This is a genomic window from Psychromonas aquimarina ATCC BAA-1526 (assembly GCF_000428725.1).
Lineage (GTDB): Bacteria > Pseudomonadota > Gammaproteobacteria > Enterobacterales > Psychromonadaceae > Psychromonas > Psychromonas aquimarina.
In genome coordinates this window covers 213663-227140 of sequence record NZ_AUAM01000007.1, presented here as the reverse complement: position 1 = coordinate 227140, position 13478 = coordinate 213663, and the positions used below count along the sequence as shown (strand labels likewise).

15 protein-coding genes are annotated in these 13478 nt (G+C 41.9%); 7 read left to right on the top strand and 8 right to left on the bottom strand.

What is annotated here, in order from left to right:
- The first annotated feature begins 22 nt into the window (after positions 1-22).
- The 3 genes from G337_RS0101045 (at position 23) to G337_RS0101035 (ending at position 1709) form a co-directional block, all read left to right on the top strand.
- The gene (locus tag G337_RS0101045; protein WP_028862226.1) at positions 23-799 is read left to right on the top strand and encodes a threonine/serine exporter family protein; all 777 of its coding nucleotides are present in this window, start codon (positions 23-25) and stop codon (positions 797-799) included.
- Positions 799-1263, top strand: a complete 465-nt coding sequence (locus G337_RS0101040) for a threonine/serine exporter family protein (protein WP_028862225.1) — start codon at positions 799-801, stop codon at positions 1261-1263. The genes G337_RS0101045 and G337_RS0101040 overlap by 1 nt, the downstream gene beginning before the upstream one ends.
- A gap of 110 nt (positions 1264-1373) precedes the next feature.
- Positions 1374-1709: a PBPRA1643 family SWIM/SEC-C metal-binding motif protein gene (locus G337_RS0101035; protein WP_028862224.1), complete on the top strand. Its 336-nt coding sequence runs from the start codon at positions 1374-1376 to the stop codon at positions 1707-1709.
- 147 nt (positions 1710-1856) lie between these two features.
- On the opposite strand, the gene G337_RS29125 is transcribed toward G337_RS0101035, so the two are convergent.
- The 3 genes from G337_RS29125 to G337_RS0101025 are packed head-to-tail and all read right to left on the bottom strand — an operon-like array spanning position 1857 to position 3520.
- Positions 1857-2060 (bottom strand): GDCCVxC domain-containing (seleno)protein, encoded by a 204-nt coding sequence (locus G337_RS29125; RefSeq protein ID WP_483826408.1) that lies wholly within the window; start codon positions 2058-2060, stop codon positions 1857-1859.
- 34 nt (positions 2061-2094) lie between these two features.
- Positions 2095-2508 carry a hypothetical protein gene (locus G337_RS0101030; protein WP_028862223.1) on the bottom strand — a complete coding sequence of 138 codons (414 nt, stop codon included), beginning with the start codon at positions 2506-2508 and terminating at the stop codon, positions 2095-2097.
- 22 nt (positions 2509-2530) lie between these two features.
- The gene (locus G337_RS0101025; protein ID WP_028862222.1) at positions 2531-3520 is read right to left on the bottom strand and encodes a DUF2333 family protein; all 990 of its coding nucleotides are present in this window, start codon (positions 3518-3520) and stop codon (positions 2531-2533) included.
- A 164-nt stretch (positions 3521-3684) separates the two neighbouring features.
- Here G337_RS0101025 and folA point away from each other — a divergent pair, with 164 nt between their 5' ends.
- Both folA and G337_RS0101015 read left to right on the top strand, forming a co-directional pair.
- Positions 3685-4176 carry a type 3 dihydrofolate reductase gene (gene folA / locus G337_RS0101020; RefSeq protein ID WP_028862221.1) on the top strand — a complete coding sequence of 164 codons (492 nt, stop codon included), beginning with the start codon at positions 3685-3687 and terminating at the stop codon, positions 4174-4176.
- Positions 4177-4217: 41 nt separating this feature from the next.
- Positions 4218-5486: a GGDEF domain-containing response regulator gene (locus G337_RS0101015; protein ID WP_084605254.1), complete on the top strand. Its 1269-nt coding sequence runs from the start codon at positions 4218-4220 to the stop codon at positions 5484-5486.
- A 30-nt stretch (positions 5487-5516) separates the two neighbouring features.
- On the opposite strand, the gene G337_RS0101010 is transcribed toward G337_RS0101015, so the two are convergent.
- From G337_RS0101010 to lptD, 5 genes are read right to left on the bottom strand one after another with little or no spacing between them, the layout of a single operon-like run.
- Entirely contained in the window at positions 5517-6338 is an 822-nt protein-coding gene (locus G337_RS0101010) for a symmetrical bis(5'-nucleosyl)-tetraphosphatase (protein ID WP_028862219.1), read from the bottom strand.
- A complete protein-coding gene (gene rsmA / locus G337_RS0101005; protein ID WP_028862218.1) occupies positions 6338-7153 on the bottom strand; it encodes a 16S rRNA (adenine(1518)-N(6)/adenine(1519)-N(6))-dimethyltransferase RsmA in 816 nt (271 codons plus the stop codon). Before rsmA ends, G337_RS0101010 begins: the two co-directional genes overlap by 1 nt.
- A gap of 24 nt (positions 7154-7177) precedes the next feature.
- Positions 7178-8161 carry a 4-hydroxythreonine-4-phosphate dehydrogenase PdxA gene (pdxA, locus tag G337_RS0101000; RefSeq protein WP_028862217.1) on the bottom strand — a complete coding sequence of 328 codons (984 nt, stop codon included), beginning with the start codon at positions 8159-8161 and terminating at the stop codon, positions 7178-7180.
- Positions 8161-9480, bottom strand: a complete 1320-nt coding sequence (surA, locus tag G337_RS0100995) for a peptidylprolyl isomerase SurA (protein ID WP_051302875.1) — start codon at positions 9478-9480, stop codon at positions 8161-8163. Before surA ends, pdxA begins: the two co-directional genes overlap by 1 nt.
- A gap of 10 nt (positions 9481-9490) precedes the next feature.
- Positions 9491-11860, bottom strand: coding sequence for an LPS assembly protein LptD (lptD, locus tag G337_RS0100990; RefSeq protein WP_028862215.1), 2370 nt, complete (start codon positions 11858-11860; stop codon positions 9491-9493).
- Positions 11861-12128: 268 nt separating this feature from the next.
- Here lptD and djlA point away from each other — a divergent pair, with 268 nt between their 5' ends.
- Complete coding sequence (gene djlA / locus G337_RS0100985) at positions 12129-12926, top strand: co-chaperone DjlA (protein ID WP_028862214.1); 798 nt, start codon at positions 12129-12131, stop codon at positions 12924-12926.
- A complete protein-coding gene (locus tag G337_RS0100980; RefSeq protein WP_028862213.1) occupies positions 12927-13454 on the top strand; it encodes a DUF2937 family protein in 528 nt (175 codons plus the stop codon).
- Positions 13455-13478 lie beyond the last annotated feature (24 nt).

Below are 13478 nucleotides of genomic sequence, written 5' to 3'. Positions count from 1 at the left end.
CGGTTGTACAAAAGGCAGATAAATGGAATTAAGCAGAGAACAACAAACCGAATTAACACGAATAGCTGTAAAAGCCGGACAGATTTTACATCAGCATGGTGCTGAAAGTCGTCTGGTTGAGCAGACAACACAGCGTCTTGGTACTGCGCTTGGAGCGCAAAGTATAGAGCTGTCGGTCAGTTCGGATTCTATTGTTATTACCAGCTTATTTAACGGCAATTGTATAACCACTACCCGTCGTTGTTATGACCGCGGCATTAATATGCAGATGGTCTGTGATGTACAGCGGATCTGCGTGATGGCTGAAAAGCAGTTAATGGATGCAGCTCAGGTAAAAGATCGTTTACAGCGTTTAAAACCGATGAAATACAACCGCTGGTTAGTGGTGCTGATGATCGGTTTTTCATGCGCCAGCTTCAGTCATTTTTTTGGTGGAGATATGCCTGTGTATATCACCACTTTTTTTGCCTCTGCCGGGGCGATGATATTACGCCAGGAACTTGCCCACCGCCATCATAATCCCTTTGTTAATTTTGCATTAGCTGCTTTTGTTGCCACTTCAATTTCCAGCCTCGGGGTGATATATGACTTTGGTGAAGAGCCGCAGATTGCGATGGCTGCCTGCGTTTTATTATTAGTGCCGGGGTTTCCGCTGATTAATGCCGTTTCCGATATGCTTAAAGGGCATATCAGTACCGGTATTGCGCGCTGGGTATTTGCAACATTATTAAGCATTAGTGTGGCGATTGGTATTGTTGCTTCGATGACATTAACCGGCGTTGTCGGGTGGATAAGTTAATGGAATTATTAAAATTATTAATTATTGATGCCTGGTTTGCCTGGATCCCGGCCGTCGGTTTTGCCATGGTATTTAATGTGCCGAAGAAGATGCTGATTTACTGTGCGGTCGGCGGGGCATTTGCACACAGCCTTCGTCATCTGCTGATGCATTTTGGTATCCCTATTGAGTGGGCTACATTAGCCGCCTCTAGCAGCATGGGATTTGTAGGATTATACTGGTCGCGTAAACATCTTATTCCCCGTCCGGTTTTTACTGTTGCTTCTATTATTCCCATGATTCCCGGCAGTTATGCATTTACCACTATTATCGGTATTGTTGAATTAAATTCCGGCGGATACAGCCTGGAGCTGATGCAGGTTATTGTTGAAAACGGCCTGCGCACGTTGTTTATCCTTGGTGCTCTTAGTTTTGGTTTAGCGCTGCCGTCGATATTAATTTATCGAGGCCGGCCGATTGTTTAACTTTTAATAGGTTTTACAAAACTGTGTGCAGTTGAATTTATCTTTACCGTTTATACTGCTATTCGTGTAAGCTTCGCGCTGTTAATTATTTTTAAAATATAGGTTTTATAATGTCAGATAAATTTTTCTTCAAAGGTAAGAAAGAGAAAAAACCCAAACATTCAAGTTATGGGTTTAATACAAAACGTGCTGTAAAAGCCGGAACAAAAGAAGCTCCACTGACATTAACAGTAAACAGTGAAGTTAGAAAAGCTGAAATTGAACAGATTCTTCTGGAAAATACTTTGTCTGCTGATATTGAAGTGAATGCAGACTGCGCTGAGAATATTGTAGAGCTTGAAGGTTTTTTAAATAAACCTAAAACGATGACTTTTGAAAAATTACCTAAACGTAATGATCCCTGCAGCTGCGGAAGCGGTAAAAAATTCAAGAAGTGCTGCGGTTAATTATTAACGTTTCTATTTTTTAATTTTTGTTAAAGCCGTTAATTATTAACGTTTCTATGTTTATTTTGCTGAAGCCGTTAATTATTAACGTTTCTATTTATAATTTTTGTTAAAGCCGTTAATTTACTAACGGCTTTTTTGTATCTGTTATTTCCGACAGCAGGATTTGTGCTGCTGCACTGGAGGGCACTGCACGGTGCCATAGGAGCAAAATACACAGCAGTCTCCCGCTTTGGGTTTTAATAACTTTTTACAGCATGTACATTCATAAAAATAAAGGCAGGCATCGACCGGCATTACTTCATTTTTTTGAAAGCCGCAAAAAGGGCAGGTAAGTTTACTTTGTAAAATAACTTCACAGATAAGCCTGCTCCCTTATAAACAGTTAATCGACATCGTTAAATGATTTTAAACTACGTAGAAACAGACCAAGTCCGCCTACAGCAAGTACTAGTATGGTAATTAAATCAAACGCGCTCATGCTTCTGAAGTTAAACTGAATCGATGAGATCACGCCGAATATTAAAGCGGTTATTGAACCTAAACTTAATAACCAGCCGATAATATTTCTGCTGTTATAAAAAATCAAACCGATGCCGAAGATAAATGGAATCATCACCATACCGCTGGTAATGCCGAAATGCCCGCCGGCAGCTGAAAATCCGTATAAACGTGTGCTTAATGCAAAATTTGATGTAACCGAAATAGCATTGAGTAAAAGATAAAAACCACCGCTCATCATGATTAAACCGATGAAAAATGTACCAATACCGCCTGATGTGCCGCCTGCACCTTTCATAAAAAATCCTTATTATTAAAAACTAACCCTGCTCTAACAATGCGCGCAGATCAATAAGTGCTGCATTTGCCCGGGAAACATAATTTGCCATAACTAATGAGTGATTTGCAACAAGGCCAAAACCACTGCCGTTTAAAATGATTGGACTCCAGACAGTATCCTGAGTTGACTCCAAATCACGAATAATCTGTTTCAGACTCACCTGTGCATTTTTCTTTTCTAATACATCTTCAAAGTCTATCTCTATTGCTTTTAAAAAATGTAAAAGCGCCCAGGTTGAGCCGCGACTTTCATAAAATACATCATCAATCTTAAACCAGGGCGTTTTTACTGAAACCTGTTCATTACTCCGGGTTGACTGTTTTGCAGTAGGGTCTCCGGCTAAAGTGGTATCATAACGATCATGGCCGACACTGGCACTTAAATTATGAGAGATCGCGCCTAAGCGTTTTTCAACTTCACGCAGCCAGCCGCTTAAATTATCTGCTCGGGTATAAAACTGTGCATCCATTTCATCTTTAGAGGCGAGTCTGCTGCGGTAACGTTTTAAAGCATCTACGGCACTTTTATATTCACCTTCGGCACTTGGGAATGCCCAGTTTTTATGAGATATATTAACCTTGCTCTGTGCTGCCGCTAAGTCTTTATCACCACTTGACTGCGACTGTGAGCGGCTGAAATCTAAGCGCATCACTAGGGTTAAATCTCTGATCTGTTCCAGTACGCCGTATTCAAAAGCCGGCATATTATCCATCAGCAGCGAGGGAGGGGTGACATCATTTGCTAAAAAACCGCCTGGTTTTTCAGTTAACCAGCTGGTGATATCGATCAATGTTGTGGTTGTGGTGTAACCGGGAACAATATCATGATTATTGATTTTTGCTTCTTCTGCTACCTTAGTTTTGACATCATAGGTTGACGGCATCCATCCCCACCACAGGGAAATTAACCACAATACTAGTGAGATTACCACCAGGCCGCTAAGAATCCCTTTTTTTAGTGAAATTGTCATGTTTAATTCCTATTAACAGGTGTCTGTAGATAAAATAAAGATTTAATCATCATATCAAATACTAACTATTTTATGCTGATCTAATGCTAAATATTCTCAATATAAACAAGCTTATGTGAATATTATGGTAATCTTGCAAAAGAGTATAAAGAATAAGGAATAATATGAAAATTTCTATGATTGCCGCTATGGCTGAAGACCGGGTTATCGGCTTAGATAATAAAATGCCCTGGCATCTACCGGCTGATTTACAGTTTTTTAAACGTGTGACCTTAGGCAAACCCGTTATTATGGGACGCAAAACATATCAGTCAATCGGGCGTCCGCTTCCAGGCAGAAAAAACATCGTTTTAACGCGTGATGAAAGTCTTGAGATAGAAGGTGTCTGCTGTGTGCAGACTGTTGACCAGGCTCTGGAGCTTGTACAGGGAGTCGAGGAAGTGATGGTGATCGGCGGTGCCGCTGTGTATCAGCAGTTTTTAAACCGGGCGGCGCGTTTATACCTGACATTTATTGATTTAAAAACTCAGGGGGATACACAGTTCCCGGATTATCAGGCTGCCGCGGACTGGTCTGAAGTTGAGTCTGAAGCACACTTTGCAGATCAAAAGAATGCTCATAACTACCAGTTTGTTACATTAGAACGGGTGGAATGATTTATATTTAATTAGCTGAATTTATATTGCGGGGCAAAGCTGTGGCACAAGAAACAATAAAATATATTCTGGTGGTGGAAGACAGCCTGATGTTCACCCGCATTTTAAAACGCAGCATTGAATCCGCTAAACAATTTAAGGTTGTCTCGGTTGAAAATTTTGCCGAGTTAAAAGTTCTATTAGCTGAAAAAAAATATTCTTTTTTTGCCGCTCTGCTTGATGTCAATTTGCCCGATGCGCCGAACGGTGAAGTTATTGATTATGTTGTACAGTATAATATTCCGTCGATTATTTTTACCGGAAAGCTGGATGAACGCTTCCGCAATAAAATTTACACTCAGGGAATTGTTGATTACGTATTAAAAGAGGGGCGCACTAACGTCGATTATGTTGTTTCATTATTAAATCAGCTGGAGCGTAATAGAAAACTCGAAGTGCTGGTGGTTGATGATTCTAAAAGCGTACGCACCTATATCAGAAAACTGCTGCTTATTTATCAGTTTAAGGTCCAGGAAGCACATGACGGTCCTGAAGCTTTAAGGATACTTAAAGAAAAGAATAATATCAGCTTAGTTTTAACTGATTTTAATATGCCCGTGATGGACGGCCTGGAACTGACTAAAGAGATCCGCAGTAAATACAGCAGTCAGGAGATGGCCGTTATCGGCATGTCGACTTTCGGCAACAATCAGCTTTCAGCCCGTTTCCTTAAACTAGGCGGCAGTGACTTTCTCACCAAACCGTTTCTCGAAGAAGAATTTTTCTGTCGAATTAATCAGAATATGGAACTGCTTGAACATATTCGCGAATTAAAATATTTAGCCGCCCGGGATCATCTAACCGGTCTTTTCAATCGCCGCCATTTTTTTGATGAAGGTAATCTGTTATTTGAGTCCCAGAAAAACAAGCAGTCGACTATATCGGCTGCATTATTAGATATAGATTTTTTCAAGAAAGTTAATGACAGTTATGGTCATGATGCCGGAGATGCTGTTCTGGCAAAAATTGGCAGAATTTTACAGGATGAGTTTAGCGGAAAAGATATTGCGGCCAGATTCGGCGGAGAAGAGTTCTGCTTTTTACTGTGCGATAAAACACCCGAGCAGGCGCTGCTCAAGCTGCAGACATTGGCTGCCAGGATTGCGGATGAGACCTTTGTTTTAGAAGACGGTTTTGAGTTTAAAGTAACTGTTAGTATCGGTGTATTCAGCGGCAGAGAAGATAGTCTGCAGTCATCGCTAAGCCGGGCGGATAAAGCTTTATACCAGGCAAAAGAAAACGGCCGTAATCAGGTGATATTAGCAGAATAGATTGATAACCTTCTGTTAGACAGAAGGTTATTACTCGCTATGAACAGGGCAGCTTAGTGAAAATTGTTTTTTGTCCTGCCAGCGCAGCATGGTTAAACTGTTTCCCCATACACAGCCGGTATCTAAGCCGTACACACCATTCTTACTGACTTTGCCTAATAATGCAGCCCAGTGCCCGAAAAGTATTTCACTGCTTTGATCCAGCGTGTTTATTTCAAACCAGGGTTTAAGAGAGCTGCTGTCGGTCTGATTCGGTGCTAATTTATTTGCAAACTCTAAAGAACCGTCCAGAAAGCAGTAGCGCATGCGCGTAAATACATTAATGATAAAACGTAAACGTTCTATATCCTGTAACTCTTCATTCCATGACTGTGGATGATTGCCGTACATATCTTCAAGCAGCGGCTTATAGTTTTCACTATGCAGTTTTAGTTCGACCTCTTGTGCATATTTTTCAGCTTGTGGAATTGTCCACTGCGGTGAAATTCCTGCATGTACCATCACAAAATTAAACTCAGGATGGCGAAGCAGCAGCGGCTGCAGGCGAAGCCACTGCAGCAGCTCTTCGCAGTCCGGTGCGTTTAATAAATCGCTAAGCTGATCTTTTTCTTTATTGCGGTGAATACCCTGATGGATAGCTAGCAGATGTAAATCGTGATTGCCTAATACAACTTTTGCGCTGTCCCCTAAGCTTTTAACAAAGCGCAGTGTCTGCAGTGACTTGGGGCCGCGTGCAACCAGATCTCCGGTTAACCACAGTTCGTCATAGACAGGGTCAAAGTCGGCCAGTGCTAACAGCTGCTGCAGTTCGTCGCAGCAGCCCTGGATATCACCAACAATATAAGTTGCCATTATTTTGCGTTCAGCTGCTGATCGTAAACATAGTTAGCTACTTTAACGTACTCTTCGACGCTAATATTTTCAGCCCGTTTACCCGTATCAATGCCAATTTCCTGCAGCTGTTCAACGGTTAATAAATCTCTCCAGCCGTTGCGTATGGTTTTACGGCGCTGATTAAAAGCCATTGAGCATACCTGGTTTAATATTTTTAAACTTTTGGCAACAAACGGCGGTGTATCATAGGGCTCTAGGCGTACTACTGCCGATTCAACCTTAGGAGCGGGTATAAAGGCCGTCGGCGGTACTTCTAATACCGGAATGACTTTACAGTAATACTGCGCCATAACACTTAAACGCCCGTAAGCCTTACAGTTTGGTCCGGCACAAAGGCGGTTAACCACCTCTTTCTGGAGCATAAAATGCATATCAGAAATTTTATCGGCATATTCAAACAGATGAAACATCAGCGGTGTTGATATATTGTACGGCAGGTTACCAAATACACGCAGCTGTTTCTCTGCACTGGCTAACTGACCAAAATCAAACTGCATCGCATCAGCTTGAGTGATATTAAGTTTATTAGCTAAAGTCGGGTGTTTGACTAAACGCTCGGCCAGGTCTCTGTCCAGCTCTACCACATTTAAGCGGTTCACTTTCGAAGCCACCGGCTCCGTTAGTGCGCCTAAACCCGGGCCGATTTCAACAATATTGTCGTCGCTTTGCGGTGCAATCGCCGCCACAATCGAATCAATAATATAATCATCGTGTAAGAAGTTCTGTCCGAAACGTTTTCGGGCGGTATGGCCTAGGTGTGTTTTATCATTCATTGTAATTTTGCCTTGTTTCTTACTTTAATTTTTACTTTGTATCATGGTGATCGCTTCGTTGACCGCGCATAGTAAACTGCCTGCATCGGCTTTACCAGTGGCGGCGAGATCTAATGCCGTGCCGTGATCAACAGATGTGCGGATAAAGGGTAAGCCTAGTGTGATATTGACCGACTTTCCAAAACCTTTGTATTTTAAGACAGGTAAACCCTGATCGTGATACATGGCTAATACTGCATCGGCATCTTTAAGGTATTTTTCCTGAAACAGTGTGTCGGCAGGTAACGGACCAATTAAATCAATTTGCTGGTGGCGAAGTTTTTTCAGTGTCGGTTCAATGGTGTTTATCTCTTCACGCCCCATATGGCCGCCTTCACCGGCATGGGGGTTTAAACCGCAGACATAAATGCGTGGCTGTTTAATAGCGTATTTTGTCTGCAGCTCTTTGTTTAAAATATAAATTATTTCAGACAGACGTTTTTCAGTAATGGCTTTAGATACATCTGCGAGAGGTAAGTGAGTGGTTACCAAAGCAACACGCAGTCCAGTTGTAGCCAGCATCATAACCACTAAATCAATATCTGCCTGCTCTGCAAAGAATTCGGTATGTCCGCTGAAAGAAACACCGGCATCATTAATAATGCCTTTATGTACCGGCGCAGTCACAACGGCGGCAAATTCACCTGATAAGCAGCCTCGGCTGGCAAATTTAAGGGTATCGAGAACAAACTGCCCGTTTGCTGGATTTAATTTTCCAGCCTGCACTTTTTCTGCCAGCGCAATGTGTGCAACAGTTAATGTGCCTGGCTGGGAAACCTCAGCTGGTTTCTGCGGATCATAATCAAGGATTGTTACTTTTTCATTGAGCAGAGATGCCCGCTCTGCCAGAAGGTATTTATCTGTACAGATAACCAGCTCAACAGGCCATCTCTGCTGAGCTAAGTGAAGCATTAAGTCAGGGCCGATGCCGCTTGGCTCTCCTGCGGTAATGATCAGGCGCTTAATCATTATTGTGCCTCAATGATATAATTCGGATTGTTTATTTTAATATAAGCTTCCTGGCGGATTTCATTCATCCATGCGTAAACTTCTGCCGGAAAACGCTGCTTAAATATAATACCGTAAGCTTTTTGTTTGGTCGCCTGCTCCGTTGTGTCAGACTTACGCTTATCCATAACCTGCAGAATGTGCCAGCCGTGCATAGTACGGAATGGTTTGCTGATTTGACCAATAGGAAGTGACAGTGCTAAATCCCTAAATTCAGGAACATACATATTCGGATCTGCCCATCCCAGCTCACCGCCTTTAACCGCAGAGCCTGGATCTTGAGAGTGCTGCTTGGCTAAATCAGCAAATGTTTCTGTTCCGTCAATAATTCCCTGACGGTATTCAGCCAGTAACTGTTCGGCTTTTTTATCGCTAAGAATAATGTTAGATTTAATCAGGATATGACGAGCATTAACTTCTTCGGTCATAATATTTTCAGAGCCTTTTTTGTCAAGGATCTTAATGATATGTATCCCCAGATCGGTCTGAAACGGACCGATCAGTTCACCTTTTGCAGGGTTTTTATCGGCAAATGTGCCGGCGAATGCTGTCGGGATTTCATTAACAGCACGCCAGCCCCAGTCACCGCCCTCTAAAGATTTTGGCCCCTGTGAATATTCAATAGCCAGTTGTGAAATATCTGTGCCGCGGTTTATTTTTCCAACTATCTGCTCTGCCTGCTCCTGCACAGACTGAAGCTCCTGAGCTGAGCCGTTTTTATTTACTTTCAGCAGAATATGCGCAAAATGATACTTAGTGGTTTTTGCTCCCTGTTCATTAATACGCTTTACCATCTGTTCAACTTCCTGGTCGGAAATGTTGATACGACGGCGCACTTGAACCTGGCGAATTTCATTTACTGTTAATTCATTGCGGATACTGTCTACAAAGGCTGAGTAATTCTGTCCGTTTTTCAGCAGTTCATCCTGAAGCTGCTCTAGTGTTTTACCTTCATTTTCAGCAATCTGCTCTAGTGTCTGCTGCAGCTGCGCATCATTAATACGCAGGCCTATACGCTCTGCAATCTGCAGCTGCAGACGGTCAGATATTAATTTATCAAGAATCTGTCTGGTTAGTTTATCGCCGCTTGGTAAACTTTTGCCGCTGTCCTGGTAACGTTTCTGCAACTCTGCCTGCATACGTTTAATATCACTGCTTAAAATAACCTCCTGGTTAACCACAGCTTCGATTTTATCTAATGGTTTACTCTCGGCAGAAACTTGAGAAGTCAGCAGCGAGGCGCAGACCAGAGGCAAAAGAATATGTTTTATTAATTTCATTATGTATCCATTATTTTAAGTAAAAAGGGCGGCCGTAATCGAACAGACCCTGCTCTCCGGAACTAAATCCGACGCCGCCTAATCCCATTAGTTCAAAAGTTAATTTAAAACTTCGCTCTGTCTGGTAATCTTCCGTAATTGTATCAAGCGAACCATAGTATGGAAGCATATGGTTATCGTAGGACAAACCCAAAGCCCAGCAGCATGACTGATAATTGATTCCTATAATACTTTCATAGGCATGTTTATATTCCATATCGTAATAGTAGCTGGCATATGATGTCCACTGCGAGTTGATGCTCCAGTTGATTTTGGTGCCGAACTGATTAACTAAATTAGCCACCTGTGTAGATGAGCTTGTATCTTCCTGGTTGGCAATATAGCGGTAGTTTAACTGTGCATAGGTATTTGAGGCCCAGCGTTTTTCAAAAGTTGAGTTTGCTCTGTTAATAACATTGCTTTCACTGTCCCACTCAATGCCGCCGTGATAGAAATAGTCATTGTCAAAGTTTATATCAAGCTCGGCAATAATTGATGAGCGGCTGGCGGTCTGATCTTCACCGTCACTGGTCGGCAGCTCGACCTCTGATTCGGAGAAGTAAAAATTCTGACCTACAGCAATGCGCATCTTTTCTCTGCCGCGTGCATTTAAGAAGCTGCTTGATACCCCTAAGGTCAGCTGATTTGCATCGGCAATGCGGTCGTATCCTGAATAACGGTTATCACGGAACAAACCGTAATAATCCTGCTGCATAGTGGTGGTATCATAAATACCGATATTTGACTGGTCTTGGTAGGGAACATATAAATACTGCACCTGCGGTACTAAGGTTTGTCGGTATTGATTATCAAATGCTGTAAACTCACGCTCAAAGTTAATACCGGAATGAATTTTAAAAGAAGGGATAAAGCGGCTGACATTTTCATCTAAATCACTGTACCAGGATTCTTTATTGGATTCCGGTAATGTCTGTTCATAAAAGCTCAGCATATATTTAAGTTCGCTGTTAACAAACAGTGAGTTGTAATAAAGCGGCAGTGATAATTTCGGTTCAAGATGGATACGTGTACCCTTGTAGACATTATCATCATCATGCTCAAATTTTGAGATTTCTGAATACCAGTCCAGCTGCAGGCTTTTCCAGTCAATAGGCTGATAAGCACTTAATGCCAGTTTCGGCATTACTTTATGCGGTGTATCACCTCCCCCTAAAATTTGAAAGTCACGCACCTCTAATTCACTGTTCCAACTTTCCTCTGTGTAACGCAGTTTAGCGGTCTGCAGCAGCTGATTATCACTGCGGGTTCCGTAGTCGGTATCTATATCACTGAAATAATAATCATCACTTACCCGGTTGTAATCGGCGCTAAAACTCCAGTTTCCGGCAAAACTTACACTGTGATTCCAGTGGTACAAGTAACGTGATTCATCACGCAGTTGATCATCACCAAGGTATTCCGCCTGCATTTTACCTGAGCCTGCATCGAGAAGATATCGGTACTCGGCAGCCACTAAGGTGCCACGCTCCGACATATAGGTTGGTGTAATAGTGGCGTCCATATTTTCCGCAATATTGATATACAGCGGCTGAGTTATTGTTGTGCCGTTAGTGCTGGATGTTTCATATGTGGGAAATAATAACCCTGTTTTTCGCTTGTCAGTAGTCGGATAGGTGAAATATGGAAAGTAAAAAACTGGTACATCTTTTACTCTTAACACTGCATTGTAGGCGCTGCCCATTTCTGCTTCATTATCAATATAAAGCGTTGTGGAATCGATAGTCCAGGTATTATCTCCAGGAGGGCAGGCGCTGTATGTTGAAGAGTTAAGCTCATAAAGATCCTGGCCGTTATCGTAAATGCGCTCCGCATTACCTCGCCCGCCCCGTCCGTGGAATTGATAATCAGATTGATATAACAGTGTCTGGTCGGTTTTTAGCCGTCTTTCAATCGAATCTGCATCCAGGGTTACGCTGCCGTTAATAAAGTTGGCATTACCCTCGGCGTTTACTTTTTCCTGTTCAACAAAGTAGGTTAGTTTATCGGCAGATAAATATTTATCTCCCTGTCTGAGCTTTACATCATCTTGATAAACCAGTTTATCTGGAGAGCCGCTTAAAGTACGGGCTTCTATATTAACCGGGGTTTGTTCCATTGGAAGTTTATTGGGATCTTCAGTTACCGGGGGAACATTCTGGTAACACTGGCGGAAGAAAAACTCCGTAGAACGAGGCTCTTTTGTTGATGTTTCTACAGCCGGGCTATTACCACTAAGCGCTTCATTATTAATACTGGTATCCGAGTCTGATTCTATTGTCTGTTCAGCACTAAGCGCAGAAAAAGGCAGTGCAATCAAAAATAATGGTAATAATTTTAACATTTACAACTCACAAAGGCGCTTAGAAATTGAAAACGCTAAGCATAACTAAAGAAAATTTGAGCCTGCTATAATAGAGCAAACTTAAGACGGCTCCAATCATTGTTAGTCATAAATATGCTAAATTCATCTGTTTTGCCTAAATAATTGGCAAAACTGTAAATAGTTAGTCAAAATGACTGCATTCTATATACTCAGATCTTCTGAGTCCTGGGTCTTCAAGTGGACAGGGTATATTCATACACTTCTATTTAATAAGGTATTTCTGGTTATGCGTATTTGGGGAAAAATACTCGGCGGTTTTTTTGGTTTTATGTTCGGGCATATATTCGGCATGTTACTGGGTATCTGGTTAGGTCATCGTTTTGACCGCGCAATGGCGATCAATTTTAATATTCAAAACGGTCTGTTTGGCAGTGCTGTCAGCAGCCGGGAACGGCAGAAGTTATTTTTTGACAGTACGTTTTCGGTGATGGGACACCTTGCTAAAGCCAAAGGGCAGGTGACACAGACGGACATTCAAGTGGCTAATGCTTATATGGACCAAATGCGCCTGCAGGGAGAAGCCCGCAGTCAGGCTCAAGCTTCATTTTCCTTTGGTAAACAAGCTGATTTTCCGCTTGAAAAAGTGCTTTCTGAGTTTGCCCAGATGGTTAGAGGGGACCGTAATGTTCTGCAGATGTTTTTGGGTATTCAAGTTCAGGTTGCCTATTCTGACGGGACGCTGCATGACAATGAAAAAAATATTTTATATACCATTGCTGAACTGCTGGGGTTCTCCCGTTTTGAGTTAGACAGATTACTGCAGATGTTCGAAGGTCAGCAGCATTTTCATCAGGGACAGCAGCCGCAGGCTAGTGAAGAAGACTCTTACAAAATCCTGGGTATTGAAGAAGGGGCTACAGATAAAGAGATTAAGCGTGCTTACCGTAAGTTAATGAGCCAGCATCATCCTGATAAGTTAGCCTCAAAAGGTCTGCCTGAGGAGATGATGGTGATTGCCAAAGAAAAAGCCCAGGATATTCAGCGTGCTTACGAGACGCTTCGTAAGAACCGAGGTTTTAAATAAATGCTTTTATCCCTAATGCAGCGTTATAGTTTAAAACTTGTTTTTACTTTAACCTTGTTATTAGGGATACAGGTACCTAACTTTTTACAGCAGTATGAGCATAGATTAGATGCGCATTATATTGAAGCAGAACAGCAGTTACAACAGTATCAGAACCTTGCCGACTTGTATTTTGGCGGCTCCCTGCAGGCGCTGATAATTAAACATAAAAACAGCAGTGAAAATTTGTTTCAAGATGAAGCAGTGCTTATTGAAAACTTAATGGCGCGTTTTAATTATCTGCAGGAGCAGAAAGACAGACTGCTTTCTCCCCTTAGCTCCCGTCTTTATTATTTACTCGCTAAGTTAAACAGCCCTTTATTTATTGAAACAAAAAATAATTATCAAGCCGATATTGTACTGAATAAAAATGCGATAACCGTTGGTTTGGTTTTTGCGCTTTCCTCTACAATGATGTTGGAATTTTTGTTTTATTTCCTTCGCTTACTTACAAATAAAGCATTTCTGTTACGCTCTATAAAGCGATAGATATACTAATTAATTGCTTAGTTT